Annotated in this window: 26 protein-coding genes; 9 read left to right on the top strand and 17 right to left on the bottom strand. The window is 46.5% G+C overall.

Translation table 11 applies throughout. The annotated features are described in order from the left end of the window. Positions 1 to 16: 16 nt before the first annotated feature. Positions 17 to 565 carry an NUDIX hydrolase gene (locus BFP72_RS04845; protein ID WP_099598066.1) on the top strand — a complete coding sequence of 183 codons (549 nt, stop codon included), beginning with the start codon at positions 17 to 19 and terminating at the stop codon, positions 563 to 565. Positions 566 to 618: 53 nt separating this feature from the next. Beyond that, a complete protein-coding gene (locus BFP72_RS04850; RefSeq protein WP_255397156.1) occupies positions 619 to 1,956 on the top strand; it encodes an MATE family efflux transporter in 1,338 nt (445 codons plus the stop codon). On the opposite strand, the gene BFP72_RS04855 is transcribed toward BFP72_RS04850, so the two are convergent. The 8 genes from BFP72_RS04855 to BFP72_RS04890 form a co-directional block, all read right to left on the bottom strand. Then, positions 1,953 to 2,642, bottom strand: coding sequence for an SAM-dependent methyltransferase (locus BFP72_RS04855; protein ID WP_099598068.1), 690 nt, complete (start codon positions 2,640 to 2,642; stop codon positions 1,953 to 1,955). The two genes, BFP72_RS04850 and BFP72_RS04855, sit on opposite strands and share 4 nt — an antisense overlap. Next, complete coding sequence (gene ffh / locus BFP72_RS04860; RefSeq protein WP_099598069.1) at positions 2,643 to 3,971, bottom strand: signal recognition particle protein; 1,329 nt, start codon at positions 3,969 to 3,971, stop codon at positions 2,643 to 2,645. Between the two features lie 197 nt (positions 3,972 to 4,168). Next, positions 4,169 to 5,734 carry a PepSY domain-containing protein gene (locus tag BFP72_RS04865; protein WP_099598070.1) on the bottom strand — a complete coding sequence of 522 codons (1,566 nt, stop codon included), beginning with the start codon at positions 5,732 to 5,734 and terminating at the stop codon, positions 4,169 to 4,171. A gap of 2 nt (positions 5,735 to 5,736) precedes the next feature. Then, positions 5,737 to 6,042, bottom strand: a complete 306-nt coding sequence (locus tag BFP72_RS04870; RefSeq protein WP_099598071.1) for a hypothetical protein — start codon at positions 6,040 to 6,042, stop codon at positions 5,737 to 5,739. Positions 6,043 to 6,045: 3 nt separating this feature from the next. Next, the gene (locus tag BFP72_RS04875) at positions 6,046 to 6,378 is read right to left on the bottom strand and encodes a hypothetical protein (RefSeq protein ID WP_099598072.1); all 333 of its coding nucleotides are present in this window, start codon (positions 6,376 to 6,378) and stop codon (positions 6,046 to 6,048) included. 204 nt (positions 6,379 to 6,582) lie between these two features. Next, complete coding sequence (locus BFP72_RS04880) at positions 6,583 to 7,305, bottom strand: DUF4198 domain-containing protein (protein ID WP_099598073.1); 723 nt, start codon at positions 7,303 to 7,305, stop codon at positions 6,583 to 6,585. Between the two features lie 74 nt (positions 7,306 to 7,379). Continuing rightward, positions 7,380 to 8,618 (bottom strand): DUF4374 domain-containing protein, encoded by a 1,239-nt coding sequence (locus tag BFP72_RS04885; RefSeq protein ID WP_099598074.1) that lies wholly within the window; start codon positions 8,616 to 8,618, stop codon positions 7,380 to 7,382. A gap of 16 nt (positions 8,619 to 8,634) precedes the next feature. Continuing rightward, the gene (locus BFP72_RS04890; protein ID WP_099598075.1) at positions 8,635 to 10,986 is read right to left on the bottom strand and encodes a TonB-dependent receptor; all 2,352 of its coding nucleotides are present in this window, start codon (positions 10,984 to 10,986) and stop codon (positions 8,635 to 8,637) included. Positions 10,987 to 11,258: 272 nt separating this feature from the next. Here BFP72_RS04890 and BFP72_RS04895 point away from each other — a divergent pair, with 272 nt between their 5' ends. Beyond that, a complete protein-coding gene (locus tag BFP72_RS04895) occupies positions 11,259 to 11,732 on the top strand; it encodes a hypothetical protein (RefSeq protein WP_099598076.1) in 474 nt (157 codons plus the stop codon). Here the strand turns inward: BFP72_RS04895 and BFP72_RS04900 are convergent. The 4 genes from BFP72_RS04900 to BFP72_RS04915 are packed head-to-tail and all read right to left on the bottom strand — an operon-like array spanning position 11,729 to position 15,862. Next, a complete protein-coding gene (locus BFP72_RS04900) occupies positions 11,729 to 12,826 on the bottom strand; it encodes an endonuclease/exonuclease/phosphatase family protein (RefSeq protein WP_099598077.1) in 1,098 nt (365 codons plus the stop codon). The two genes, BFP72_RS04895 and BFP72_RS04900, sit on opposite strands and share 4 nt — an antisense overlap. Positions 12,827 to 12,837: 11 nt before the next feature. Beyond that, entirely contained in the window at positions 12,838 to 14,121 is a 1,284-nt protein-coding gene (gene bioA / locus BFP72_RS04905) for an adenosylmethionine--8-amino-7-oxononanoate transaminase (RefSeq protein WP_099598078.1), read from the bottom strand. Beyond that, entirely contained in the window at positions 14,118 to 14,729 is a 612-nt protein-coding gene (gene bioD / locus BFP72_RS04910; protein ID WP_099598079.1) for a dethiobiotin synthase, read from the bottom strand. The genes bioA and bioD overlap by 4 nt, the downstream gene beginning before the upstream one ends. After that, on the bottom strand, positions 14,726 to 15,862 hold the full coding sequence (locus tag BFP72_RS04915) for an 8-amino-7-oxononanoate synthase (protein ID WP_099598080.1): 1,137 nt from the start codon (positions 15,860 to 15,862) through the stop codon (positions 14,726 to 14,728). Before BFP72_RS04915 ends, bioD begins: the two co-directional genes overlap by 4 nt. 104 nt (positions 15,863 to 15,966) lie before the next feature. Between BFP72_RS04915 and BFP72_RS04920 the strand changes: the two genes are divergently transcribed. The 3 genes from BFP72_RS04920 to BFP72_RS04930 all read left to right on the top strand — a co-directional run bounded on the left by BFP72_RS04920 (position 15,967) and on the right by BFP72_RS04930 (position 18,246). Further along, positions 15,967 to 16,896: a lipid A deacylase LpxR family protein gene (locus tag BFP72_RS04920; RefSeq protein ID WP_221406476.1), complete on the top strand. Its 930-nt coding sequence runs from the start codon at positions 15,967 to 15,969 to the stop codon at positions 16,894 to 16,896. Positions 16,897 to 17,014: 118 nt separating this feature from the next. Beyond that, entirely contained in the window at positions 17,015 to 17,539 is a 525-nt protein-coding gene (locus tag BFP72_RS04925; protein WP_158233289.1) for a porin family protein, read from the top strand. 92 nt (positions 17,540 to 17,631) lie between these two features. Then, positions 17,632 to 18,246, top strand: a complete 615-nt coding sequence (locus tag BFP72_RS04930) for a porin family protein (RefSeq protein WP_099598083.1) — start codon at positions 17,632 to 17,634, stop codon at positions 18,244 to 18,246. A gap of 71 nt (positions 18,247 to 18,317) precedes the next feature. Here BFP72_RS04930 and pfkA read toward each other — a convergent pair whose 3' ends face one another. Together pfkA and BFP72_RS04940 are read right to left on the bottom strand one after the other, a co-directional pair. Continuing rightward, positions 18,318 to 19,289 (bottom strand): 6-phosphofructokinase, encoded by a 972-nt coding sequence (pfkA, locus tag BFP72_RS04935; RefSeq protein WP_099598084.1) that lies wholly within the window; start codon positions 19,287 to 19,289, stop codon positions 18,318 to 18,320. Positions 19,290 to 19,532: 243 nt separating this feature from the next. After that, positions 19,533 to 21,029: a lipopolysaccharide biosynthesis protein gene (locus BFP72_RS04940; protein WP_158233290.1), complete on the bottom strand. Its 1,497-nt coding sequence runs from the start codon at positions 21,027 to 21,029 to the stop codon at positions 19,533 to 19,535. A gap of 84 nt (positions 21,030 to 21,113) precedes the next feature. Between BFP72_RS04940 and BFP72_RS04945 the strand changes: the two genes are divergently transcribed. Genes BFP72_RS04945 through mgrA form a run of 3 tightly spaced genes read left to right on the top strand, consistent with a single transcriptional unit; the run spans position 21,114 to position 24,354 of the window. Beyond that, a complete protein-coding gene (locus tag BFP72_RS04945; RefSeq protein WP_099598086.1) occupies positions 21,114 to 22,835 on the top strand; it encodes a DNA polymerase/3'-5' exonuclease PolX in 1,722 nt (573 codons plus the stop codon). A 2-nt stretch (positions 22,836 to 22,837) separates the two neighbouring features. Next, positions 22,838 to 23,344, top strand: coding sequence for a histidine phosphatase family protein (locus tag BFP72_RS04950; protein WP_099598087.1), 507 nt, complete (start codon positions 22,838 to 22,840; stop codon positions 23,342 to 23,344). 20 nt (positions 23,345 to 23,364) lie between these two features. Further along, the gene (mgrA, locus tag BFP72_RS04955; RefSeq protein ID WP_099598088.1) at positions 23,365 to 24,354 is read left to right on the top strand and encodes an L-glyceraldehyde 3-phosphate reductase; all 990 of its coding nucleotides are present in this window, start codon (positions 23,365 to 23,367) and stop codon (positions 24,352 to 24,354) included. 74 nt (positions 24,355 to 24,428) lie between these two features. Here mgrA and BFP72_RS04960 read toward each other — a convergent pair whose 3' ends face one another. From BFP72_RS04960 to BFP72_RS04970, 3 genes are all read right to left on the bottom strand, one after another. Beyond that, positions 24,429 to 25,052 carry a bifunctional 2-polyprenyl-6-hydroxyphenol methylase/3-demethylubiquinol 3-O-methyltransferase UbiG gene (locus tag BFP72_RS04960; RefSeq protein ID WP_099598089.1) on the bottom strand — a complete coding sequence of 208 codons (624 nt, stop codon included), beginning with the start codon at positions 25,050 to 25,052 and terminating at the stop codon, positions 24,429 to 24,431. Positions 25,053 to 25,177: 125 nt separating this feature from the next. After that, a complete protein-coding gene (locus tag BFP72_RS04965) occupies positions 25,178 to 25,546 on the bottom strand; it encodes a DUF805 domain-containing protein (protein ID WP_099598090.1) in 369 nt (122 codons plus the stop codon). 377 nt (positions 25,547 to 25,923) lie between these two features. After that, positions 25,924 to 26,697 (bottom strand): HAEPLYID family protein, encoded by a 774-nt coding sequence (locus tag BFP72_RS04970; RefSeq protein WP_099598091.1) that lies wholly within the window; start codon positions 26,695 to 26,697, stop codon positions 25,924 to 25,926. Positions 26,698 to 26,903: the final 206 nt, after the last annotated feature.

Genomic DNA, 26,903 nt, shown 5'->3' on the forward strand with positions numbered 1-26,903 from the left:
GCCTTTTTTTTTGACTATGAAAAACCCTTGGACGAAACTTAGCGGAAAGGAGATTTATTCCAACCCCTGGATACAACTGGAAGAACATCAGGTCATCAACCCACGAGGAGGGCAGGGGATCTATGGAAAGGTACATTTCAAAGGGAAGGCGATCGCTATCATCCCCATCGATGAAGAAGGCAACACGTGGCTCGTAGGTCAATATCGATATACCCTGGATGAATACTCATGGGAGGTCCCTATGGGTGGAGGTCCTTTGGATGAAGACATCGTAGAGGCTGGACGTAGAGAGCTCAAAGAAGAGACGGGGTTGATAGCAGAACGATGGGACAATATCGCGAGGATACACACATCTAACTCGGTGACCGACGAAGAGGGTTTCATCTTCGTGGCACGGGGCTTGACTCAAGGAGAGACGGAGTTTGATGAGACGGAAGATTTGGCCATACGTAAACTACCGCTTCAGGAGGCCGTAGAGATGGTGATGTCTGGAGAGATCACAGATAGTTTGTCGATGGCTGGCTTGCTCAAAGTGGATAGGTTATTGGCGAATGGTCAGATTTGACAAATAACGCCGAAGGAGTGCGTTCTCATCTTCATAGAAAATAGAAATATACAGTGACGCTCAAAGAACATTATAAGAAGAATTTTGTGTTGGCTTATCCGGTCATGCTCAGTCAATTTGGACATATCATGGTGTCTGTGGCTGACAGTGTGATGGTTGGACAGCTTGGTGCAGTGCCATTGGCTTCTGTTTCTCTTGCAGTGAGTGTGTTCACAATGTTTATGCTTTTCGGTATAGGGGTTTCCTTTGGGATGACGCCATTGATAGCTGCAGCGGATGGCGCGAATGACAAGTACCTCGTGAGTCGGTATTTCAAGAATGGTTTGGTACTCAATACCGTCTTGGGAGTGTTGTTGTCCGGGTTGGCTTTAGCTTCTGTTTTCGTGTTTGATCACCTTGGTCAAGAGGAGTCAGTATTGGTGGGTGCGATTCCATTCTTTCAGATCATGGCTGTGAGCCTGTTGCCATTGATGGTGTTTCAAGCTTTTCGTCAGTTTGCCGAAGGCTTGTCGATGACGCGTCAAGCCATGGTCGTATCAGTAGTGAGCAATCTGGTGAATATAGGACTAAACTACGTGTTGATTTTTGGACATTTTGGTATAGAGCCTATGGGGGTAATCGGTGCGGGAGTAGCAACTTTGCTCTCACGTGTGATGATGGTCTTTGCGATGGGAGGTTTTGTCTTGTGGTATGGCCGATTGGCCAGGTACCGGAGCATTTGGGCACGTATTGGTTTGAAATGGCATACAGTAGGACAGATTTTGAGGATAGGGGTCCCTACGGGGTTGCAGTTTGTATTTGAGATTGGTGCTTTCAGTGCTTCTGCGATCATGATCGGTTGGTTAGGAGCCATCCCTCTTGCTGCACATCAGATTGCACTCAACCTATCAGCAGCGACATATATGACTGCTACGGGGATCTCAGCGGCTGCCTCGATTCGAGTGGGTAATCAATTGGGGAGGAAAGATTATGTGAATCTTCGTACGGCCGGAATGACGTGTTTTTATATGGCTGCCTCGCTGATGGCATGTTTTTCTGTTTTGTTTGTAGCGACACGGACCTTGCTTCCTTCATTGTATGTTGACGATGCGGAGGTGATTCAGTTGGCTTCTGGTTTGTTGATTATTGCAGCCTTTTATCAAATTTCGGATGGGATACAAACTGTGGGGTTGGGTGTATTGCGTGGATTGGGAGAGGTGAAGGTACCTACCATAGTGACATTGATAGCCTATTGGGGAGTAGCGATCCCTATGGGGTATGTGCTCGGGTTTGTGATGGGCTGGGGCTCATCAGGTGTGTGGGTAGGCTTGCTGACTGGGCTCACGCTGGCCGCTGTTGCGCATGTGTATCGTTTTAGGCGCTTGACGAGTCAGTTGATCATCCAAGGTTAGACGTTCTGAATCTTGGCGAGGTATTGGTCGTTTTCGTCAGTCATTATTATTTCGATCTCCATGCCAATCTCGTGGACGATTTGGGTTAGGGTCTCTGGGTCCACATATACCCAATCAAACCATTCGTCTTGTTCAGTCTTGTATTCGTATCGGTAGCGTACTTCTCCCAGATAGCCCTCAGGTTTGGAGATTCCTTCCTCTTCGTAGAGGTAGGATATGTCTGATGAGTCGACGATGATGTTGCCTTTTGGAGTCATGAGAGACTGACAGTAGAGCAGAAGGTCTTTGACTCCAGATAGTTTGCCTGCTATGCCGAGACCATTCATGAGCATGAGGATAGTTTCATACTTTCCCTGATGGTCGCGATAGTCTGTCTCGATGACGTGCTGTATACCCGATTTTTGCATGGTCTCTACACATCCCGGAGAGTTGTCGAGAGCTGTGACCTCAAAATCCAAGGCTTGGAGGAGTAGGGCATGTGCACCCGCACCAGCTCCGAGATCTAGTACTTTGCGGTAGCAGTGTGCTATGGCGCAGTTTTCCAACTCACTGAAATCCTCTGCTTCTCTAAAAAATACCTCAACGGGCATTTCTTCGGGCTCTCCGTAGGAGTTGTGCAGGATGAGAGGAGATGGTGTTTCCTTTTTGTAGTAGTCTAATATGGCACGGCCATGGAGGTCTTTCACTTACTTGCCCATCATGTTCATCCCAGACATCATGCGTTTGGCTCCCCCCATTTTGTTCATGGTTTTCATCATCTTACGCATTTGATCAAATTGCTTGATGAGCTGGTTGACTTCTTGGATAGAAGTTCCACTACCGTTGGCTATTCTTTTCTTTCTGCTGCCATTGATCAAATCAGGGTTTTCTCTTTCTTGGAGAGTCATGGATTTGATGATTGCTTCGATAGGCTTGAGCGAATCGTCATCTATGTCGATGTCTTTGATAGCCTTGCCTACACCAGGGATCATGCCCATGAGATCTTTGAGGTTACCCATTTTTTTGATCTGCTCGAGTTGAGAGAGGAAGTCGTCAAAACCAAAGTTGTTTTTACGGATCTTCTTTTGGATCCTTTTGGCTTCTTCTTCATCGAAGTTCTGCTGTGCTTTTTCTACCAACGAAACAACATCCCCCATGCCGAGGATTCGACTGGCCATCCTTTCTGGATAGAATATATCCAGTGCCTCCATTTTTTCACCGTGAGAGATGAATTTGATAGGCTTTTCGACGACTGTACGAATGGATAGCGCAGCTCCTCCACGGGTGTCACCATCCATTTTGGTAAGGACTACTCCGTCAAAATTGAGACGCTCGTTGAAGGTCTTGGCGGTATTGACTGCATCTTGACCAGTCATGGCATCCACGACGAATAGGGTCTCTGCAGGGTTCAATTTGTTTTTTAACGCCTCGATTTCTTGCATCATTTGTTCGTCTACGGCGAGACGTCCTGCCGTATCCACGATGATGGTTTTCTTGTTGTTTTCTTTGGCGTATTTGATCGCATTTTGGGCGATCTTGAGTGCATCTTTGTTTTCTGGCTCTGCATATACATCCACACCGATTTGCTCGCCAAGGACCTTGAGTTGGTCGATCGCTGCAGGGCGGTAGATGTCACATGCAACCAATAGTACATTCTTTTGTGACTTGAGATGGTTGGCGAGTTTTCCTGTGAAGGTCGTCTTACCAGATCCTTGAAGACCTGAAATCAAGATGATGTTGGGATCGCCTTGGAGATTGATGTCTTCTTTGGCTCCTCCCATGAGTAGGGTGAGTTCGTCCGATACGATCTTGGTAAGCAATTGTCCTGGAGATACTGCTGTGAGTACGTCTTGTCCGAGGGCTTTTTCCTTGATGGTGTCGGTGACATTTTTGGCCACCTTGAAGTTTACATCGGCATCAATTAGCGCACGTCTGATTTCTTTGACAGTAGAGGCTACATTGATCTCTGTGATCTTGCCTTGTCCTTTTAGGTTCTTAAATGCCTTATCTAATTTTCCACTTAAATTATCAAACATACTCCGTGCGATTTTGAATTTCGGCAAAGCTAATCATTAGACAAGGAAAAGTCTAGCGTTAGGTTTTGGAAAAGGGGATTTTGTTGTGACTTGGTCATGATGGATGAGGGATCACAACTTGTAACTGTTGAGTGATTTTGACGCATAGTCCAAAATCCATACGATCAAAGTAGGTTTTTGGCTTTTCAATCCAGTGCCTAGGCGTGGTGTTGCGGTATTTCTTTTTGGGTTTTGCTGTTGAGTTTGAGATAGGCCCACAGTGCGGTGATGGATAGTGAGATCCAAAGCATGTCTATGGTGAATGACTGTATGCGTCCTTCGAGGAATGAAATCCAAAACCAGTCACTTGTTTGGACGCCATGAGCGATGGGTATCAGAAAGCCAAGGAGTGCACCAGAGAGCAGCGCGTATTTGTGGATGAAATTCAGATCTTTCTTGAAAATGAAAAATACAGTTGCAATCAGCCAAGTGATGAAATAAACGGAGTAGATAGGGGTTTGGCCTGAGAGGTGTAATGTCTTGACTGCCAAAAATGTCAAAGCTGTCACCGGGAACATACTTAGGCAGATGGCTAGGTACACCAAAGCTACGTTACGGTTGAATATTCGTCGTTTTTCGGGAATATTCTTTTTGTCGCGTGCGACGAGCCAAATCATGACTCCTGAGATGATGACAAAGCAAGAAAGAAGTCCTAGTACAAAGGAGATGACCTTGAGTGCATAGCCTCCATAGTCACCATAGTGTAGACGGTACAGGCTGTTCTTGACTCCTTCGAGGTAGCTGGTGTTCGTGTAGGGGATAGTTTGTTCGACGATTTCACCTGTTGCTATTTTGTAGACGCGTTTGCCTGAGCCAGTAAACTGCCTGTTGCGCTTGAGCTGTCCCTCGATGGATACGTGCATGTTGGCATCTCCGTAGTGAAATATATGGAGGTGGTTGACTTCAAAATCCTCCCAGTCCTGTTGTGTTTGTGCCACGAGCGCGTTGAGAGAGTAGGGCTCAGGAGACTTCTGGTTTTCTGCCTCAAAACTAGGTTCTGTATAGCCCAAATCCGCGTAGAGTTTGGCTTGGTCACCTCCATAGAGTACAAATACACTCGGAGCGACGAGGAGGGCTTTGATCATGAAGAAAGCTCCTGTCACCGCGTAGACAAATTGGAAGGGAAGGCCTATGGTGCCAAGAGCTGTGTGGGCATCGGTCCAGAGAGTCTTGAGTTTGGCCCAAGGTCGAAAAACATAAAAATTGGAGACGATCTTGTCCCAATGAATCAGGATGCCTGTCAGGATAGCAAATAAGAAAAAGAAGGCGGTGAAACCAGAGATATAGTATCCTACAGGATGAGGGATTTGCGCTAAAAAGTGCAGACGATACAAAAACTCTCCCAGACTGTAAGATTCATAATAATCACTGGTTTCAAAATTTTGAGTGTCTAGGTAGAAAAATTTTCGACCTTTTTGGGAGTTGGCTATTGTGTCTTGGGGCGTACTGAGGTTGACACTGATGCGTCGCTCAATGTAGTGCTTGGCGATGGATACTTCGCGACTATAGAGTTCGTATTGGGTATCCAAAGAATCAAAAGTAGCATCATAGTCCATGGTCAGGTTTTCGGTCGGTTCGATGCTGTGATCCTTTTCCCAATTGACGATCTCGTCTCTGAAAAATGAGAAAGACCCCGCAAAGAATATGACAAAGAGAATGACACTGATGACGATACCACTGACGGTATGGAGGTGAAAGAAGATGTTGTATGTCCGTTTGTCCATGATTAGATGACTGTAGCAGAGTGGAGTGTGATGCCTAAATAGAGTATGCCGACGCATAGGGCTGAGAGGAGGAGGTAGATGCCCCAGGTTATCCAACCGTTTTTGCCAATGAAGGCGATGATCATCAGGATGGCCCAAAGGATGAATCCAGAGTAAGTAGCAGTGATCAATATGGTGGCCTTGTCAAACCAACTGGCCAATGCGAGGTGGGTGACTGTACTGAGGATGTAGCCACCGAGTATAGCGGCGGATATTTTAGCTACACGTTGGTGAATGGATGACGTGAGGTACTTGGGGTTTGCAGGCATGAGCTATGGCAGTATGATTTCGAATACAAAGGACAAGGCGGATAGGATGCAGATCGATAGGTAGGTGAGGATGCGGAGAGGACTGATGATGGTCACCAAGCTCCCTATGGTCATAAGCATGACGAAAAAGAACAGGCTGCCAGAACCCGTGCCCCACAGAACGATAGAAAGTGCAAGTGATAAACACATCAAAATAGCACCGAGAGTCTTCGCGATGGGTGCATGGTTGTGCATCCATTTTTCTATTGACAAGGAGCGGTCTATTTGTACTCTGGTAGAGGTCAAATAGAAGAGATAAAAACTGATCCAGATGAGGATCAAATTGAGAGTTACCATTTTGCTGTGTTTATAAAGTTAGAAGTGTGTATCCATACAGTTGAGATGCTTTGTTTCAGTTTCTATGGGGCTTGTTGGTCCGAGAGTCTTGATGACTTTCTTGCCCACCATCTAATGCGTAGCACCTAGGACTCGGTGTGCGTATTGCCGAGAGCTGTATGTTGCTGAATTTTGCAAGCCGTCTGTTCATAGGATATCACTTGATCAATGAAGAAGTAGAGGCATGGTGGCACAGTGCCAAACAAATTCGTAAGCGTCTCCTTTGTATTTGCCTGGGACTTCTTCTTTGGTCGTGGTTTCGACGATGTATTTGGTATCCCAAGGGAGTTCAAAGGAGACTTTGCCATCTTCGTCAGTATAGAGTGTTTTGGACCACTGATCAGCAACGAATACCGTAAGTTCGTTTTTGGCCAATGGTTTGTTTTGGAAGAAGACCTGTAGCAGGACGGTATCGTCGTTAGTGGCTATTTTTTTAATTGCCAGTCCTTTTTCGTTTTGCAAGACCGAGTCGGTGATGTTTGTGCCAACTTGTACAGGTACGACGCTGTGGTAGTGTGTTTTGAATATTCCAAAATCATATTTGGTGTAGTCGATTACTTCGATGTTGTTGTTGTCGAGGATGACTGTATAGGTACCGTTTTCGGTTGGAGTGAATTGAGCGACATAAGCGTTTTCTTTTGCCGTTGTTTTGAGGGTGGATTTTTTACCCGAAGGGCTCACTACCCAAAGGTCAAAATCTGCCATTTTGTTGAAAGACTCTTCTCCGACTTTTTCAAACACGCCGTAGGTATATTCACCAAAGAATACACGGACTTCTTGGCTTTGGTCGATATGTCCTGTAGGATTGGTTTCTACCCACATGAAGTGAGCGAATGAAGGAGCTACACTCGATAGTAGGAGTGTGAGGAATAGGATTGTGTGTTTCATGGGTGAGGAGTGAAAATTGAAAGAATCCCGACGGTGCGATGTGCCCATCGGGATTCAACTATTTATAAGAATGATTAAAGTGCTGCGAAACCTTTGGTCCAGTTTCCTTCGATTTTGGCTCCTTTTTGAGCGGTGGCTGTCGTCGGGTCGATGACGTAAATGTAGGCTTCATCAGCGTTGCTGATGTTGACATACACTTTACCGTCTTTGGTCAAATTTGCCATGCCCCACTCGCCCCCGTGAGCAGGGATGTCAAGTTTAGAGAATGTTTTGGCTTCCATGTCTACTACTGCCATTTCGCAAATTGCGAGATCTGGATCAATAGTAGGTTTGTAGGTGGCCCAGAGGTAATCTTGGTTGGTGTCGTCTTCTTTTGCCATTCTTACGACTGCTTTGCCATTGCCGACATAGACGGCATTGTTGAGTTTGTATCCGCCGCTTACTTCTTCGAAGTTGAAGAAGTAGCTATCGTCAAATTCCGTGGTTCCGTTTTCGATCTTCAAAAAACCAGAGGGGTTGTCTGGTGTTGGGTAAAACCCATTGGCCAAGGCCGAAGTAGAGTAGGTGTATAGGTCACCATCTTCTGTTTCCATCAGGGCGTTTTCGCCTGAGTATACACCGATATCTGAGGTGCGGTCATCCGTCATGATTTTCTCAAATTCCATCTCAGGATATGAGTATACCGCTACACGTGCCTGATCAGAGTTAGGTGTAGATGAAGCCGGTACGTTTTCATCCTCTCCTGATCCTTTGAGTTGGTAGGCTACATAAAACTTGTCGCCAAGAACTCTCATGCCTGTTGGCCAAGCCACGAGACCTTCGTCTTGACGTTCGTCGATACGCGTGTAGGTACGACTGGTGATGGACATGCTTTCTAGGTCGATGGTGTAGAAGATTCGGTCTTCGTATCCTGATCGTGTCAATCCGGCTAGAATGGCCGTGTTTTCATCTACTTCGACTACTCCATAGATACCGAGCTCAGTGATGAACGACCCGACGTCTGTCAAGACACCATTGACCATGCGGTAGCCAGTAGTGAGGTTGTCGGTTGAGTATCCACAGGCGAGCAAGGTGTTGCCTACTTGGTAGAAGGACATCCATGCTGGTTGTTCGATTCCATTGTCGATGGGTGTGATCGTGCCCGTGGACAAATCGTCCGAGCTGACCAATACGTCTGTTCCTGATTCTGCTTCTATACCTACGATGAATTCTGCACCAGATGATCCACTGGCACCATCGTCTTCTACACATGATGTCAAAACGATCGCTGCGCTGAGTACGCTAGCTGCTAGGTTTACTATTTGTTTTTTCATGATTTATTTCTAATAATTAATTGCTAATAAAGTATCTGATTTTAATGCTGAATGCTCTTCCAGGGTTTTGTTGGTTGAAGTTGTCGTAGACTTTGGTGTCAAGGACATTGGAGACCAGTAGGGATAGGTTGTAGCGCCCGTCTTGCATACTGTAGGTCATCTGTAGGTCGTTGGTCAGTCGGTGCTGAATAACCGATTTGCCAGAGGCGGCTAGGCTGGGCCACTTGAGGTAGAAATCATGTACGTAGCGATTGGTATTGCTGAAGGTCAGTTGATCTTGCGAGCTCAAGAGGTTGGAGATGCTATAGGTCATGATCAAATTGCCAAATAGGTAGGGCTCGTTGGGTAGACGATCACCGTAGAGAGAATTATTCTTGTCATTGTTTCTCAGGTCCAAATAGGTGACTCCTAAACCAATGGTAAATCGCTCTCGAAGTGCGTAGCGAGTAGCTAGATCTATGCCTTTGGCGAGGACACTTCTGTCATTGACATAGGTGCTTCGGTTTAGTTGGGGTTCAAAGCGGATATAGTTTTTGCTGTTTCTGACGAAGGTGTTTATTTCTACCGTGTAGCGGTTGCTTCGCTGAGGGAGTGAATTGAAACGGAATCCCAAGTTGTAATTGAAGCTTGACTCGGGTACCAGAGAGGGGTTAGGGATGACATTGAGGCCATCTCCATACATCTCGTAAGACTCAGGGAAACGGTAGGCTTTTTCAAAGGATGTTTTGAGTTGTAGTCCTTCTTTCAAAAAGAAGGTCGTGGCAAATCCATACCCCATGCGTTGTTCTTTATTTTCTAAAAATTCGGTTTCGGTACCGTCGTAGCTGGCGATGTTGGTTTGAATCAGGTAGTTGTAGCCTTTGGCAAACAACGTGGTGCTTAACCTGTCACCCAAAGCTTTGTTAGTGTACCCAAGGCCAGTCACTTGCTTGGTGACGTTGTTGGGATTGCTAAACTGTGTATTGTTTTGGGGTTGATAGTCGTCGTGTCCACTCAACTCTAGGCGGTTGAGTGAGTAGTTGATCGAGAGGTTGTGCTGTGGATTGATCGCATATTCTGCGTTGGCGTTGGCCAATAGATTTTTGCGATTGAGGTAGAAGTGGGTTTTGCGCCCGAGTTCTCCAGTGGTTGTGTGTACGTCTGGAGTGTAGTTGCCAAACCAGTCGTATTGGTTTGGGCTAATGTCCAGATACTCCTCGTTGGCGTCTAAGTACACGGCATATCCTCGTGCATTGAGTCCCTTGACGAGCAAGTCTTTTTTGCTATAAGATAAATTCATGATTTTGATGTCTGACTGGGATGTAGCTTCGCCGACAGGGTAGGCTGAGGTGCCTGTGGCAAATGGACTTTGTTGTATTTCCTTGTAGTTGTCTGAGAGTACTACACCGACCATTAGCTCGTCTGCGTAGGCTTTGTTCATGACGCCTACTTCGGCCCATATCATTTTGGAATTGTACGCATCATGAAAGCGCCGTACTTCGGTTGTTTGTTCGTCGAGTTTGCCCGTTTCAGTGTTGAGGATATTGATGTCTATGGGGTAGTCGTTGTCCGAATAGTTGTAAAATGACTTGACTCGAAGTGTTAGTCCTGTTTTTTCGTGATGCCATTGACCATTGACTGCAGCGGTGTGGGTGTTGAACGAACCATAAGAATATGAGGCATCCAAGTAGTCGATCGGTCGAGAATCCGTGATGATATTGATGGCACCTCCGAGTGCGTCAGAGGACAGGTGGATCGGTACGGCGCCTTTGTAGATCTCGATGGTACTGACGAGGTTTGCAGGGAAGTTGTTGAGGCTGAGTGATGAACCGAAATAATCCATGGGTACACCATTGATGAAGGTCCGAACACGGTTGCCGGAGAGCCCGTTGAGTGATAGGTTGAAGTTTGAGCCCATGCCACCACTCTGGCGTATATTGATTCCTGATACGCGGTTTAGGATTTGGTTGACATCTTGACTCGCATTTTTGAAGGCTTTGGCTTCCACTACGGAGACAGCATAGGCTTGTTCGCGAACTTGTGTGGCTTCAGATTTTGCGACGATGGTCACTTCATCAAGACTGGTTGCCCCTTCTTGGAGTTGTATGTTTACATGCGTGGTTTTGCCGGGGCTGGTTATGAGCTCGCGTACGATAGGCTCATAACCAATCGCTGTGATACGGATTTTGTGTTTGCCACTGGGGAGGTCTTGGAGGAGAAACTTGCCATCTATGTCAGCTGCCGCTCCAGCACTGCTGCCAAGCAGCATGACTGTAGCACCAGGTAGTGCTCCTCCATCCGCATCTGCTACGACTCCAGAGATAGATTGGGCGACGGAGATTGTGGTGATGAGTAGAAAGAGTAATATAAAACTCGCTGATTTAGACATTGTTTTTATTTAGACTTGATATAAATAGGGTGCAAATGTACCTCTATGAATGTGGCTATCGCAATCGCTACTTGTAGTGAAATTCTCTTGAAGAGAGGTGTTTTTCCGTTTTCAGCCTGTTGGCGTGGGTTTATGCTGTGATTCATTGGCTTTCATGGAGCAGTCCTTCGTTGCTCCATGAAACCTTTTTTTGTGAATGGAGTATTCTTATTTGTTATGTATCTTGCAATGCATAGTACCTGTCAATATATGTTTGAACTAAAGAAATAATAATGAAAAGTATCATCGGAGTATTTGTATTTGTCCTGGCATGCTATGTCGTAGAGGCACAACCCAAAAAAGTAAAAACCAGAGACTTGAATGGGGTTTGGCAATTGAAAATTGATTTGGGAGAGGAGTTTTTGGAGGAGGAGATGGAAGACGAAGACAACGCCTTTGCGCGTGTGATCTTGCAAGCCACGGGGTCTTTTGTCAATGGCATACTAGATGAATTGGATATTCGGTTTGAATTTTTACCAGACAATCGCTGCATGGTGTATGTATCGGCATTTGATTCAGATACTGAAATCGAGGAAGCTCGGTGGGAGATCAACAGGGATGGGCAGTTGGTCATCAGTGACACAGATAGTTTTCAGACCAGTGACGAGGAGTACTGGATGATGCAGGATGACATACTCATCGCGATGAAAGACGGAGAGGTGCTCGAGGACGATGCTCGAATATACATGGTACGTCTAGACAACTAATCTGTATGTTTGGGAAGGGCGTAGTGTGCTCTTGTCGGGAAGTGATCGGAGATTCGCATGCTGCGGTCCACTGCGAATGAGCGAGCTTTTAGGCCATTGCCGGTGAAGTGGTGATCAATCCGAAGGAAGAACAGGAGGCTGTTGAAACTGAATCCAAATCCTGAACCGACTGCTTCGAATGCATTGGTGTAGTGGTGTTTGAGGCGATGGTAGTTGTAGCTATACGGTGTATCGTTGAAATCTCCTACAATCACGAATGGGTAAGGGCAGTTTTGGGTGTGCGTGACGAGCGCATCGATTTGCCCAGAGCGATTGACGGCTCCATTTTTGAGAGCCTGCAGAAGGTAGAGGATTTTTTGACCATAATGTCCTGTTTTTTTGTATTGTTGCAAATCAATGTGCATCGAGGCGAGATGAACATTGTAGATGCGGATTGTGTCTTTAATAGGGGCTATATCGACGAAGAGCCCTCCGTTTTTGGACCTGGGACTGTTCCACACTTGCCCAGAGTTGAGAATAGGAGATTTTGAAAAGATCGCCATTCCTGGATTGTGGTCGTTTCCTCTGATTTTTGCTGCAAAGGTGCAGCCATGATAGCCTTGCTTCTCCATTTGTCCTGTGACATCTAGAGCCTCCCATTTGGGGTTTGTGCTGTATTCTTGGAAGCATTTCACTTCAGTAGCATCAGCGACCACCGATTGGATCAGCGCTGTGGAGAAGGAGTCATAGCCATGTGGCTTGCGAAATTGCTTGACATTGTAACTCAAAATGGATAGTTCTTCTGTCGTACTTGGGAGGGGACTGTTGTAGGCAAAAGTCTCTTGGATGAAAGGCGTTCCGATCATCATCATAGCTACTGGGTAGAGAACGAACTTTAACCGCACAAAAAGCAATGTCAAGGCCAGTAAGAAATTGACCAGCCATACGCCAGGAATGGCATAACTGACCAATGAAGCAGGCCAAAAGTCTCGAGGAGGTATCCATACACTCATGTAGCATAGCAACCCCATCACACACCATAGCGCCAACAGCAGACGCCATCGGCGGTACTTTTTCTGAAAAGAGAATCGGAAGGTCTGTGACAGGATAGACATGGGGAGTGCACTTAATGATCAGCCAAAAAAGTCAAGATCTCCTGATAGACCGTATCCAACTCTTCGTTTGTGATGATGTAGGGAGGCATCAGGTAGATGACATTGCCGAGAGGGCGGATCAGGATGCCTCTTTCGAGGAAATAGGGGTAGATTTTTTGTCTCGCACTGCTTTCATATCCTGTTTCTCCGAATCCTTTGAGGTCGAATGCAATGATCGTTCCTTGTACACGGATTTTTTCGATGTTGTCATATGCTTTTAGCTTTTCGGCGAAAGCCAGATGTTTGGTATGGACACGCTGGATGTTTTGTTGACAGGTGTCACTTGTGAATATTTCAAAGCTGGCATTGGCGACAGCACAGGCGAGTGGATTGCCGGTGTAGGAGTGTCCGTGGAGTAGCGCTTTGGCATAGGAGTCACTGCGAAATGCATCTTCGATTTTGGCATTGCACGCGGTGATGCCCAGAGGCATAGTGCCTCCCGTGATGCCTTTGGAGAGGCAAATCAGGTCAGGTTTGTGCGAGACGTGGTCTGTAGCGAGCACTTTGCCAGTACGTCCAAACCCTGTCATCACTTCGTCTGCGATACAGATTACGTCGTGCTGCTGGGCTATGGCGATCAGCCTGTCTAGTATCTCTGGAGAGTACATGCGCATGCCGCCAGATCCTTGGATGAGGGGTTCGAAGATGAAGGTACTACAGTCTTCGTGTGCGACCAGTTTTTCAAATTGTAGGTAGATTTGCTCCTTGTTTTCTTCGGTAGGGAAATCAATGAAATCCACCTCGAAGAGGAAAGGAAAAAACGGAGCGGTGAACCCCCCACGTCCACTGACAGACATCGCCCCGAAAGTATCTCCATGATAGGCTCCGTCTAGTGCTACGACTTTGGTTTTGTTGGTGTTGCCTTTGTTGTACCAGTACTGTAGTGACATCTTGAGGGCTACTTCGATAGATGTGCTGCCGTTGTCCGAGAAGAATACCTTGGAGAAACCTTCTGGGAGTAGTGTCATGAGGTTTTGGGCCAAGCGAACGGCAGGCTCATGAGTGAATCCCGCAAAGATTGCGTGCTCCATCTGCATGGCCTGGTCGTAGAGGGCTTTGGCTAGCGTCTCATTGGAGTGACCGTGGATATTGACCCACCAAGAGGAGACAGTATCGATGATTGTTTTGCCGTCGGAGGTATGGAGGTAGACCCCTTTGGCCGAATCTAACGGGATGTATTCAAATGGTGAAAGTAGGGGCGCAAAGGGGTGCCAGATGAGGTCCTTGTCTTGTGTGCTGAGTTCTTGTGTGGTCATGAAATATCAATTTTGTTGGCCAGTGACGCGATGCTTTCGGGAGTCACTTGGTCGAGTTTGGGGATTCTGCCCAGACAGGGCAACTGAGAATGATTGAGTATGAAAGACTCGCTTTCGGTGTTGGTCTCGTCGTTGAATATGATGCCGGCAATGCGGAATCCACGGGCCTGCAAATATGCGATCGAGAGCAGCGTGTGGTTGATACTACCCAGATAATTGCGAGAGACGAGGATGACTTCCGCGTCAAAATCGTCGGCTAGGTCGATTACGAAATCATGGTCGTTGAGCGGGACCATCAGTCCTCCTGCTCCCTCGATGATGAGGGTGTTATCTGTCTTGGGTAGTATGATTTGATCCCGTCGGATAGTGAGGTGCTCTGCTTTGGCCGCAGCATGAGGAGACATGGGCAGTTGTAGTATGATTCCCTCACGGTGTACGGTGAGGCTTTCGTCGATCAGCGATCGAACCGTCTCACTGTCGGTAGGAAAACCTGCTTGTACGGGTTTCCAGTAATCAGCCTGTAGTTTTTGGGCAAGCGCGGCGCTCACTACGGATTTGCCACTGTCTGTGTCTATGCCTGTGACGAAGTATCGTTTGGTAGCTGTCATAGTTGCGAAGATAGGGTATCGATTAGATTCTTGATGTCTGCTTGTGTGTTGTGTAGGTGGAGGCAGATTCTGAGACGCTCCGATCCTTCGGGTACGGTTGGTGACAAGATGGCTCGGACGTCTAACCCCTCTCGTTGTAGTTGATGAGAGAGGGCTTTGACTCGGGTGTTGCCAGGTATGATGAGGGGCTGGATGGGGGTACTACTAGTTGTTTTGGAGCATTCTGGGTTGGAGCCGATTTGTTGGTCGAAGTATTGATTGAAGTAATGGGTTTTTGCTTGGATTTGTTCTTGCATAGCTGGCTGCTCGGAGAGATAGTCAAACGCTGCTTCGATCGAATAGAGACTATGAATAGGGAGAGCAGTGGTGTAGATGAAAGGGCGCGCAAAATTGATGAGATATTCGATCAATGCTTGGGACCCGATGATGCAGGCACCGTGTACACCCATGGCTTTGCCAAAGGTGTAAATACGAGCCAGAAACTGGTCTTGTAGGTTGAGTGAACAGACCTTGCCGTTGCCTTGTTTGCCATATAGTCCCGTGCCGTGGGCTTCGTCTACCAAGAGTTTAGCTTCGTACCGTTGACAGATGGTGATGAGGTCATCGAAGCGTGCCATGTCACCATCCATGGAATAGATCGATTCGATGATGACATATTTTTGGCCTTGTGCTTTCTTGAGTTTGGTCTCCAGATCATTGGGGTCATTGTGACGAAACGAATAGCTCTTGGCATGACTCAATTGAGCCCCCTCTTTGATGCAAACATGGGAGAGACTGTCGTAAATGATCGTGTCCTGACGCTGTGGTAGGGTAGAGATCAACGCGAGATTGGCTACATAGCCAGAGTTGAAAAGTAGCGCTGCTTCTCCATCGAATAGCCGTGCGAGTTTGGACTCCAATTGCATTACTACGTCCGAGTTGCCAGCAAGCAAGCGTGAGCCTGTTGACCCGTTGAGTGTCGTGATGCCTTCGTAGGAGTAGCTATTGATCCGGTCGAATAATTCTCGGGATCTACTCAGCCCCAAGTAGTCGTTGGAGGAAAAATCAATGTGAGTAGTAGGAGTAGTGGTCAGCGAGCGGAGGTTGTCCTTGGTTTTCCTTTCTTCTAGTTTTTTTATGAAATCCAGCTTCATTGATACAATTTTACTACAGTTTTGAGTTTATCAATATGAAACCAGCTACCTAATTTTCTACGCTGATCAAATTTGTCTTGAAGTATTCTTTTACCCTTGTTTTGTTGTGTGCAGTTCTGAGTGTTTCTGCTCAAAATGATTCGTTGACGCGACACGAAATCAGCTTTCAGTTTGACAATGATTTGCTGTTTTTTGATGCAGGGGACCGTTATTATACCAACGGCCTATTTTTGACTTATCGTCAGGTGCCTAGAGCGAATACTTGGGCATACAACCCCTTGAGATTTAATCAGCTGCACAAGTCACTGTGGAGCTTTTCTTTTGTTTCTAAGATATACAATCCTTACAACCTCAAGGGAGAGGAGGAGGACGAAATCGATCGGCCCTATGCTGGACTACTGTATGTAGAGAGCGATATGGTTACTTTTTGGGGAAAGAATGCGCTCAGTTTAGGGTTGGATCTTGGGTGGATGGGATCAGCTACTCATACGGGCAAGGTCCAGTATAGCTTGCATCAGGCTTTTGGTTGGGTACGACCGAGAGGTTGGGGAGAGTATCAAATCAACAACTCCCCAGTGGTGGATGCTTCTGCAAGTTTACAGCGCGAGTGGGTTCATACTGCCGGTTTTTCTATGCTTTCGGCCATCAATTTGCAACTCGGCAGTGTGCGCAATGCCTCCGATGTAGGCTTGATGTTTCGGTTAGGGCGGCAGTTGGAGCAGCACCAGAGTACTTTGACGTATAGCCGGGTAGGTTCGAGCGGGAAGCGAACCAAGAAACTCCAGGAGATATACTTTTACTCCCGTACACAAATCTCACGTGTGTTTTACGATGCTACGATCGAGGGCAATTGGATAGGAGAAAACTCTCCCTTTGTCAAGGAAGCCGTGCCTTGGGTGGTGACTCAGACTGTTGGACTTATGCTGAGTGGAGGTAAGACTGATTTTCATGCCCTATGGTCGGTACTCGGCAAGGAAGTATATGGAGGCCAAAGACACAAGTACGGGACCTTGTTGATTTCTCGACGCTTCTGATCGTGGCGTTTTGGTCTTATGCGGTTGGCCCAAACCTATGCGTTGTTTTGAAAGTGGCACTCTATTTGTAAAAGTCCGCTGTGAAAGAGCGAATCATACGAAAAAGAGGAAACAAGCAATGAAAATAGTAGGGGGAGTATTGGTCGTACTGTTGTTTTGTGTGGCAGGAGAGTTGATGGCACAACGTAGCAATGTAGGAATAAAGGGAGGGTTGAATGTATCGGAACTCAGTTCTGAGATTGTGAATGTCGCGCAGAATTATCACGCAGGGTTGTATGTCAAATACGATGTTTCGAAAAAATGGACGCTCCAGACAGAGGGCCTGTACTCGCTTCGCAGCGCCGAGTATGACCAGTCGACAATAACAATTCGAGAGATGCAATTTCCCGTGCTAGCCAAGTATCACATAGCCAAGCCTATTTATATACAAGGAGGGTTTCAGGCCGAAGTGCCTTTGGATAAAGCCTACAATGAGGATGTCTCAAAGAGCTTACAGAAGCATATGACTTCCTCCTGTATGGTTGGGGCTGGCTTTTCGTTACCCAGTGGTTTTGATTTGTCTTTTCGTTATCTACAGCCCATCCAATCCTCGCAATTCAGCGACAGACAGTTCCAAATTTCTGTAGGCTTTGACATTTATTAAGAAAGCCGACACAATAAAATGTCTATGTTTTAGTATTATTGGCAGGTGAGATTGGATTCTCATCATGATTAAACTCTAAATACAAAGTAGACATGAAAAGAAAAATACAATTTATTGCAATGAGCACTTTGATGTTGGTAGCTCTTGTTTCGTTCGATTCAGCAGCTCAGTTGGAGCTCGGAGTGAAAGCGGGTTTGAATTTCAACTCTGCTACAGTAGATGCAGTATCCAATGGTGCGTCTTACGATGATGTAGCAGATACACGGACAGGGTATCATTTTGGTGCTTATGCTCACATCAAGTTGGGGCCGATAGGTATCCAGCCAGAAGCTTACTATTCGGTACAAGGAGCTGATATCAGCGTCGATGGAGCCAAAGGAGCCATCAATTCAAACTATTTGCAAATCCCTGTTTTGGTTCGGTTCAATTTCTTGAAAATGTTCAATATTCATGCAGGTCCGCAGTTTGGGATTGTCGTGTCAGAGGACTATGAAGGAATAGCAGATGACCTCAAAGGACAAACGACAGATACGGATTTTTCTATCGCAGCAGGTGTAGGTGTAGACTTGCCTTTCAACTTGAATGTCACTGCGAGATATGTCAAAGGGTTCACAGATGTAGTGGAAGACTCTCAAGCGTCAGATATCGAATCGATGAAAAACGCGATGTTTCAGCTTTCTATTGGCTATGCACTGCTAGGCCGATAAGAAGAAAAACACATAAAAAAAGGGGGATTAGTCAACTGATCCCCCTTTTTTTATGTGTTTGATGGAGTTTTCTAGATACTCAATATCTTCGTTAGTCTAACCAATTCCTGGTTCAACGGTTTAGATTTAGAGATCGCAAGTTTCAAGTTGGTGTAGGTGATCTTGTTGTCGATCACACCGACCATTACTCCTTTTTGACCGTTCATGAGACCTTCTACTGCAGCGAGTCCTAGTCTCGAAGCGAGGATTCTGTCAAAGGCAGTCGGTCCACCACCACGCTGGATGTGTCCAAGGTTGGTCACCTTGATGTCCATCTTTGGAGTGTGTGCTTTGACTCTAGAAGCGATTTCGTGGGCACTACCTTGTGCGTCACCTTCTGCTACTACGATGATAGACGATCCTTTTTTGTTGTCTCTGCCTTCACGTAGCTTGTCGATTACATCGTCGATTGTGGTAGAAGTCTCAGGTACCATGACCATCTCTGCACCGCCTCCGATACCTGATTGGATAGCGATGTAGCCACTGTGACGTCCCATCACTTCTACGAAAAACACTCTGTCGTGAGAAGCGGCAGTGTCTCTGATCTTGTCGATGGCATCCAAGGCTGTGTTGACTGCTGTATCGAAACCAATCGTATAATCCGAACCGTAGAGGTCATTGTCAATCGTACCAGGAGCTCCGATCACAGGGATGCCGTACTCGTCATAAAACAAATTGGCTCCTGTAAAAGTACCGTCACCACCGATCGCAATGATGCCTTCTATTCCGTGTTTTTTGAGGTTTTCGTATGCTTTTTTTCTTCCTTCTTTGGTACGAAACTCTTCACTTCTGGCTGATTTGAGGATGGTGCCTCCTGTCTGCACGATGTTGCTGACAGAGTGTGATTCCATTTTGGTGATTTCTCCTCTGATCATCCCGTCGTACCCATATTTGATGCCATATACATCTAGACCGAGATAGATGGCGCTTCGTACTACTGACCTGATGCAGGCGTTCATTCCTGGTGAATCTCCACCAGATGTAAATACTGCGATTTTTTTCATAGATTAAAATTCTATAAGATTTGCCCTTAAAATTAACTGCTTGGGTTGAGTTGTTTTGGTGCCCAAAGTAAACCATATTTTACTACAAATTCATCAATAAGCGAGTCCAATTGTTGAGCTATAGGCTAAGTTGAGCGTGCTTCGTTCAAAATTTCATATTTATGTAACATACGTGAATCTGTCCAGCTGTGCAGTGTTTGTCTTGACACGGGAATCGGGAAGAGAGGCAAAGTGATATAGGGATTAGGCTCGATATCCAGGCAATTTGTGTCGGATGTACTTGTTGTAAATACCCGTGACCTCTGCTGATACCCGAAAGGACAAGACAAGTATGGCCATCAGGAGAGAGATGAAACTAGAGCGTAGCACGATGTCCCAGTAGGGGTTGGGGAGCTGTGGAATGTAGAGTGCAGGTAGCAATACTGCCGCAAAGATGGCCAGCATTTTGACGGTATTGAGGGTAAACGGTGTGATGTTAAATTTCCATTTGATGAAAATCATCTTGACTAGATTGAATACAGCAACCGCGATCAAAGTCCCTAAGGCAGCCCCATTGATGCCGTATAGCGGGATGAGGAGCCAGTTGAGTAAGATCAGTAGGACCGATAGGCATAGGATTGATACGACATTGAACCGGTAGTGCTTGGACATGACGATGATCACGTTGTTGTTTGAAAACGTCATGTCGATGAGCTTGGATATACCGATGAGAATGATGATGTACTTGCCTGCAGCGTAGATGTCTCCGTTGGGCATGAGGGCGTAGATATTGTCTAGGTTGGCTACTATACCGATGAAAAACAAAGAGCCAACCAACATTTGATTGATGGAGAGTTGACGGTGCATTTTTTGAATTTCATCTAGGCGGTTGTTTTCGAAGGACTCGGAGATCAGTGGGGTAGTGATCTGCAAGATGGCGCGCTTGGAGAGCTCAATCATCACCGCAAAGAAGAACGAAGTGGTGTAAATTCCATTGGCTTCTAGCCCGAGCATATTGGATACCATCAGCTGGTCGATGTTGAGTATGATGTAGGTGCCACTCGCCCCGACCATGCTGAATAAGCTGTAGTTGGCGATGGTTTTGATCTGCTGAGGGTCGAGGGTGTCAAAGCGAAATGTGAACCGAAACTGACGCAAGTAGACGATGTATCCGATCAGGAGGGCTAAACTCACAGCATAAATGAGTATCAGCCCGTTGATCATTCCGTCTAGGCTGAGATAGTGAAGGAAATAGAGGGAGACCAGGATACTTGTCATCACACGGAGCAAGATCTCTTTGATGACATTCATCACGATGATTTTGAGCAAGACACGGCAGTAGGTTTCGAAAAACGAATAGAGGCCGACGAGGAAAATCAAGGCAGCAATAGCATACAAGTAGTCGTTAATGAGTGCAGCATTCTCTTCGAACATTCGGACAAACTGTCTCTGGAAGGCAAAGAGTACGGTAGCTACGAGTGTTGCACCGATGAGTACACCGATAGCAATGAGACCGAGTAGCTGCGGTAGGCCTTCAGGTTTTTTCTTAAATTCTGGCGCATAGCGGATGAGTGCTTGAGTCGCGCCGAGTTGGACCATAGGTAGCAACATGAACGCAATAGAGGGTAAGACACGCATCAATCCGACTTCCTCTGTGGATAGAAATGCGGGGAAAAGTACTACGGTGTTGACAAAGCCAATGAAGGCACCGAGGTAGGTGACGATTCCAGAAATGCTGCTTTGCTTGATGACTACTCCCAAGGGGTTTGTTGTTTTGATGTGTGGGCACAATGATAATTATTACCGTCATATTTTAAGTAATTGCCTTGGGCAATTCGTAGCTTTATGCCTTCAATTAAAATCGTCGATTTGAACAATTCAGAGATAAAAAACAGTCTAAAACTGGCCGCTCAACTCATGGAGCTGCACGGGGAGAATCCATTCAAAACTAGATCGTACGTATCTGCTGCCGACGTGGTGGGAGGTTTGGACGCGGAGCTCAGTACGCTGAGTACCGACGAAATCCTCGCCATAGATGGTATTGGCAAAGGCATGGCCACTAATATTTCTGGTTTGCTAGAGCGAGGGTCGTTTGATAACCTCGACAAGTACATGGAAATGACACCAGCCGGAGTGGTTGAGATGTTGGGGATTTCGGGGTTTGGACCCAAAAAGGTCGCCGTTCTCTGGCAAGAGGGGGGAGCCGAAACCCTAGAGCAGCTCATGGAACTGTGTCTCCAAGGCAAAGTCGCTAGTCTCAAGGGGTTTGCAGAAAAATCCCAAGAAACACTCAAGGCCGCAGTGGCGTTTTTGATTTCGAATCAATACAAAGAAAAATATGGGAACATCGATCAAGCGATCGCAAATTTGGTGTCAGCGATAGAAGGACTCAAGGAAGTACAGTCTTGCTCCGAATCGGGACAGATGCGTCGCAGGATGGAAGTCATCGACTTGGTGGAGATCGTCGTAGCGGCAGAGGATTTCGATGCGCTACGTACCTCACTCAATGCCCTACAGGTATTGAGTGAAGAAGAAAAAAAATCAGGACCTACGACATGGTATGGTCGTCATGTTGGGATCAAAGCCCCTCTCAAACTACACTTGACGAGTCTGGACAAGTTTGTCCAGAGGCTGGTCGAGACGACTGGGTCAGTTCGTCACATCAATATGCCCATCGCGGATCAAGTAACAATCAAATCGTCTTTGATTAGGCCTTTCGAAAGTGAAGAAGAGTTGTATCAATCGTTGGGAATGAAGTATATCGTACCCGAATTGAGAGAAGGCTTGAAGGAAATAGAATGGGCCAAAAATGACCAAATCCCTGCGTTGATTGAGATGTCAGATCTCAAGGGGATATTGCACAACCACTCGACCTACAGTGACGGCAAACACACGCTGCGCCAGATGGCAGAGCACTGCCGGCAGTTGGGGTATGAGTATCTGGGGATTTCGGATCACAGCCAGACAGCGGTCTATGCTGGAGGCCTTCAGGATGCTGATGTAGCGCGCCAGCAGGAGGAAATCAAACAACTCAACGAGGAGTTGGCTCCTTTCAAGATTTTTTCGGGGATCGAGTCGGATATCTTGGCAGATGGCTCGCTCGATTACTCGGAGGAGATTTTGTCGTCATTTGATTTCATCGTGGCGTCTGTACACTCAGGCCTCAATATGGATGTCAAAAAGGCTACCGATCGTTTGCTCAAAGCCATATATAATCCACACACGACTATTCTCGGTCACATGACAGGTCGCTTGCTGGTGCAGCGCGAAGGCTATCCTGTCGATCACAAAGCCATCATTGAAGCTTGTGCAGAGACAAGAGTGGTCATAGAGATCAATGCGAGTCCCTATCGCTTGGACATGGATTGGCGATGGATCGACTATGCCTTGGAAAAGGGTGTCAAACTGAGCATCAATCCCGATGCACACCGCATGGATGGCTACCAAGACATGTACTACGGGCTGCAAGTGGCACGTAAAGGTGGATTGACGGCCAAAGACAACCTCAACAGCATGAGTTTGCCTGAGATTACGGCCTTTTTTGAGCAGAAGAAAAAGAAGAAGTAAACATGGTAGGGCAGTCCATCAAGCGACTCATCATCGTACGTCATGCCAAGTCAAGCTGGGACGATGCTAGCCTCACGGATCACGACCGGCCATTGGCCAAACGTGGGATGCGGGATGCTCCAAGGATGGCGGAGTATCTCTGTAGATACCTGGATCGTCCTGACATGGTGGTGACGAGTACGGCTATACGCGCGCGGCAGACAGCAGATTACTTTACCCAAGCACTGGGTACGCTGCCTCATCAGGTACGAGAGACGAGTGCACTGTTTCATGCAGGGCCGAGCGAGATATCAGCCGTGTTGTCCCAGTTGTCCCCTAGTACCCAATCCGTCATGCTCTTTGGACATAATCCAGGCTTTACCGATTTTGTCAACCAACTGACCGCAGAAAACATAGAGAATATTCCCACATGTGGGGTAGCTGTGATTAGTTTGCAGCTTGGTGACTGGCAGGATGTCCGTAGTGCAATCGGACAGCTAGAACACTATTTTTATCCAAAAGGAATTTGAAACATCAATAATTTTAGGAGATGACTTACGTACCCAATACCAACCGATACGACAAGATGAAATATCGCCGATGTGGCGATTCAGGTCTGTTTTTGCCCGAGATATCACTCGGGCTATGGCACAACTTTGGTCATGTAGATGACTATGAAAACTGCCGTGAAATGCTCAAGTTCGCCTTTGATCAAGGTATTACACATTTTGATTTGGCCAACAACTATGGCCCCCCTCCAGGGTCGGCCGAAGAGAACTTTGGAAAGATACTCAAGCAGGATTTTGGTGGCTTGAGGGATGAAATGGTCATTTCGTCCAAGGCAGGCTATACGATGTGGGACGGCCCCTATGGTGACTGGGGCAGCCGCAAGTATATCATCTCGTCTTGCGATCAGTCGCTCAAGCGCATGGGACTAGAGTATGTCGATATCTTCTATACCCATCGCCCTGATCCCGAGACACCAGTGGAGGAGACGGCGCTGGCATTGGATCAGTTGGTGAAGCAAGGCAAGGCACTCTATGTAGGGATCTCTAACTATAAACCCCAGCAGACAGAGGCTATAGAGAAAATTTTCAAAGAATTGCGCACGCCATTTATCATTCATCAACCTCGCTATTCGATGTTTGATCGATGGGTAGAGGATGGGTTGCTGGAGACCTTGAAGAAGCTCGGTAAGGGGACAATCGTGTTTTCACCTTTGGCGCAAGGAATGCTGACAGATCGCTACCTAGATGGGATACCGAAGGATTCGCGTGCCGCACGTGAGACAGGGCATCTACAGCAGGATGCAGTCACTGAGGAGAAAATCAATCAAGTCAGAAAATTGAAAATACTGGCCGACGAACGTGGACAATCTATCGCGCAGATGGCAATTGCTTGGTTGCTGAGACATGAGGTGGTGACCTCTGTCCTGCTCGGAGCGAGCAGTGTCCGTCAGCTTCAGCAGAACTTGGAGACGCTAGAGAACACGGCCTTTACTACTCAAGAACTCGAAACCATCGAAGCGATCTTGAAGTAGTCTTAAGAATCATTATTGGAGCAAATGGCCCTGAACCCTGTTGGTTTAGGGCTTTTTGCTTTCTATTTGGATGCTCACAATTTTCTACCTACGAATCTAACCACAGATCCTTTGCCGTTGTGATACAATCCTTCCTTTAGTTCAATTTCGCGCTCTTCCAGTTCTATGCTTTCGAAGTGTTCAAAATCTGCCTCCAATTCTTCTATTGAAAACAGTGATTCAATGTCTCTTGGTCCACCTATTTTCTCGTTTTTCGTTCGGTATTCAAGATGTGCTTTGCTAAAAGCCTCGAAGATGATCTTGCCTCCAGGCTTCAAGCAGTTGACGAGTAGTTTGTGGTAGTCTGATTTGAGGTCCGCGGGGAAGTGCGCATAGATCAGAGCTATGGCATCAAATTGTTCCTTGCTATAGTTTAGTTTGGGCAACTCACCTATGGCATAGTCAATCGTCACGTTGTGGGTACGAGCCAGTTGTAGCGCCTTGTTTTTTCCTTCGCTACTGATGTCGAATGCAGAGACCTTCCAGCCTGATTTGGCTGCAAATACAGCGTTTCGACCTTCTCCTTCGGCAGGAAGAAGAATAGTCCCAGGCTCTAATTTGGCGAGTTGAGCCTTGAAGTACTCGTTTGGAGTTTCTCCATATGCATAGGTAGCTGTGCTGTATCTATCGTCCCACCGTTTTTGCCATGCGTCTGTCATGATGTTAGTTGTTTGATCTAGATGTAGGTTAACGGGTATTCGCGCAGGAGAGATGACAAAATCAACAAAAAAGAGCTATCCCAGTACACGTGAGATAGCTCTTTTTTGTTGATCAAAGGGTAAGTTTAGAGAGTTACACCTTTTGGGTTTGGACCGTATTTGTTGTCACCGTCGCTGTCTGATACCAAGAGAACTAAGAGCCAAATGCTACCAATAATCGGAATCAATGCGATAAAGATCATGGCGCCACTTTTGCCCGCATCATGCAATCTTCGAATGGTCACTGCCAAAGATGGAATGAATACTGCCAAGGAGTAGATCATGTACAGCATACCGTAGGACATGCCTCCCAATGAAGACCCGATGAGGTAATCCAAGCCCATCGCTACTGTTGAAAATATCATGTTGAACAGAATGAACATCCAATATTCTGTTCTTCTGGCTCTACCACTGAAGTCTGCATATTGTTTCAATACTTTTAAATACCAATTCATAAGTTGTGTTTTATAGTTTTCTACTCATAAGGCTTTTCGATGACGCCCCGTTTTTGGAATGGTCGCTGGTCTCCATTGTTTTGTGGTTAGGGGTATTGATGATTGTCAGTGTGGATTGCATTTTTTAGGCCCGACCATGGACTAGTCGCATGTATGTCAACTGGGCGCAAAGTAGTAGGCGGGTGTTGAGCTATAGGTTGAAACATGGTGCGATCAGTGGGTTGGTTCAAAATGATTCACTTCGAAGATCAAGTGTCAGCAAGTGAATTTTAAAAATAGGTAAAGTATTGAAAATCGCGACAATTTGGGTGGTTATTTTTTTGATTGTAGATCGGTTTGGACGTAGGACAGGGCAATGGGTTCAGTGGACGGGTTGTTTACAGTTCGTAGATCAATCGTAGCATGAAACTCTGTCGACTGTAGCTCTGCTGTAGTGGGATGCCCATGAGTACCCCTAGCATCAAGGGTTGACTGATGTGTAGTTTGGCTTGAGGGTAAAGCACGATTGCATGAAGTTCGGTTTGCCACTCGCTATCACACTCTAGACCTATGAGGTAGGAGGTTCGTGGGATTGTATAGTGTAGGCTCAGATTGGCGATGGTTCGTGTCTCGGTGTTTTGGTCAAGGTCGCAGGACCATTTGGGGCCTGTGTAGAAGAGCGTATGCCATTGCTTGCCAAAGCGTTTGGCTACCACCAAGAAGGGATGGTAGACGTATCCTTGTATAGAAGGGTGTCTACTACCAAGCTCAAACTCCTGCATGTAGCCTACCGCCATCGAAAATTGTAGCGGGGGAGATACCAAGAAAGTGTATTGAGAAGCCAATTTGACCCCTTCTATGTGGTTGTCAGGTATGGAAGAGGGTGTGGGTTCTGTGTTTTTGGGTTGGTAGAGTGCGAAGGGGATCTCCACCTCAAAGGCTAGACGGTCTATTGGGGCAAATTCATACTCTACAAAATTCTGGTGTACGTAGTAATTTGATCTTTTAGATACTTCCCATCCCAAGTTGATTTCTTGTTCTCCCTGACGTGCCCCCAAGTCACGTACTAGGTCTACATGCAGCGGCTCGGCATGGTGTACCTTAGGAGATTGAGCATAGGAGTGAACTATCGTGAGTAGAAGGACAAATAAGTGTAGCGTGTTTCTTTTCATGTTTTTGGATTATTGAAACAATAAATCTCAAACATGAATCAGGAAACAATTGGGAAGGAATCGGGAAAGAAGTGGGAATAGAAGTAGAGGGTGGCTCTGGATAGGCCCTGTCTACGTGTTGTTCAAGTTCGGTTGTTTTGTATGTTTTTGAGGGATTGTGTGAGACTAGTATGAGCTGTTGTCAAAAAGGAAAAGGAATTGGTGAT

This window comes from Reichenbachiella sp. 5M10, assembly GCF_002742335.1.
Taxonomy (GTDB): domain Bacteria; phylum Bacteroidota; class Bacteroidia; order Cytophagales; family Cyclobacteriaceae; genus Reichenbachiella.

What these genes read in the sequence shown, in the direction of transcription:
- BFP72_RS04845 (WP_099598066.1), top strand. Translation starts at nt 17, where the DNA reads ATGAAAAACCCTTGGACGAAACTTAGCGGAAAGGAGATTTATTCCAAC.
- ffh (WP_099598069.1), bottom strand. Translation starts at nt 3,971, where the DNA reads ATGTTTGATAATTTAAGTGGAAAATTAGATAAGGCATTTAAGAACCTA.
- BFP72_RS04865 (WP_099598070.1), bottom strand. Translation starts at nt 5,734, where the DNA reads ATGGACAAACGGACATACAACATCTTCTTTCACCTCCATACCGTCAGT.
- BFP72_RS04870 (WP_099598071.1), bottom strand. Translation starts at nt 6,042, where the DNA reads ATGCCTGCAAACCCCAAGTACCTCACGTCATCCATTCACCAACGTGTA.
- BFP72_RS04875 (WP_099598072.1), bottom strand. Translation starts at nt 6,378, where the DNA reads ATGGTAACTCTCAATTTGATCCTCATCTGGATCAGTTTTTATCTCTTC.
- BFP72_RS04880 (WP_099598073.1), bottom strand. Translation starts at nt 7,305, where the DNA reads ATGAAACACACAATCCTATTCCTCACACTCCTACTATCGAGTGTAGCT.
- BFP72_RS04885 (WP_099598074.1), bottom strand. Translation starts at nt 8,618, where the DNA reads ATGAAAAAACAAATAGTAAACCTAGCAGCTAGCGTACTCAGCGCAGCG.
- BFP72_RS04890 (WP_099598075.1), bottom strand. Translation starts at nt 10,986, where the DNA reads ATGTCTAAATCAGCGAGTTTTATATTACTCTTTCTACTCATCACCACA.
- BFP72_RS04895 (WP_099598076.1), top strand. Translation starts at nt 11,259, where the DNA reads ATGAAAAGTATCATCGGAGTATTTGTATTTGTCCTGGCATGCTATGTC.
- BFP72_RS04900 (WP_099598077.1), bottom strand. Translation starts at nt 12,826, where the DNA reads ATGTCTATCCTGTCACAGACCTTCCGATTCTCTTTTCAGAAAAAGTAC.
- bioA (WP_099598078.1), bottom strand. Translation starts at nt 14,121, where the DNA reads ATGACCACACAAGAACTCAGCACACAAGACAAGGACCTCATCTGGCAC.
- bioD (WP_099598079.1), bottom strand. Translation starts at nt 14,729, where the DNA reads ATGACAGCTACCAAACGATACTTCGTCACAGGCATAGACACAGACAGT.
- BFP72_RS04915 (WP_099598080.1), bottom strand. Translation starts at nt 15,862, where the DNA reads ATGAAGCTGGATTTCATAAAAAAACTAGAAGAAAGGAAAACCAAGGAC.
- BFP72_RS04925 (WP_158233289.1), top strand. Translation starts at nt 17,015, where the DNA reads ATGAAAATAGTAGGGGGAGTATTGGTCGTACTGTTGTTTTGTGTGGCA.
- BFP72_RS04930 (WP_099598083.1), top strand. Translation starts at nt 17,632, where the DNA reads ATGAAAAGAAAAATACAATTTATTGCAATGAGCACTTTGATGTTGGTA.
- pfkA (WP_099598084.1), bottom strand. Translation starts at nt 19,289, where the DNA reads ATGAAAAAAATCGCAGTATTTACATCTGGTGGAGATTCACCAGGAATG.
- BFP72_RS04945 (WP_099598086.1), top strand. Translation starts at nt 21,114, where the DNA reads ATGCCTTCAATTAAAATCGTCGATTTGAACAATTCAGAGATAAAAAAC.
- BFP72_RS04950 (WP_099598087.1), top strand. Translation starts at nt 22,838, where the DNA reads ATGGTAGGGCAGTCCATCAAGCGACTCATCATCGTACGTCATGCCAAG.
- mgrA (WP_099598088.1), top strand. Translation starts at nt 23,365, where the DNA reads ATGACTTACGTACCCAATACCAACCGATACGACAAGATGAAATATCGC.
- BFP72_RS04960 (WP_099598089.1), bottom strand. Translation starts at nt 25,052, where the DNA reads ATGACAGACGCATGGCAAAAACGGTGGGACGATAGATACAGCACAGCT.
- BFP72_RS04965 (WP_099598090.1), bottom strand. Translation starts at nt 25,546, where the DNA reads ATGAATTGGTATTTAAAAGTATTGAAACAATATGCAGACTTCAGTGGT.
- BFP72_RS04970 (WP_099598091.1), bottom strand. Translation starts at nt 26,697, where the DNA reads ATGAAAAGAAACACGCTACACTTATTTGTCCTTCTACTCACGATAGTT.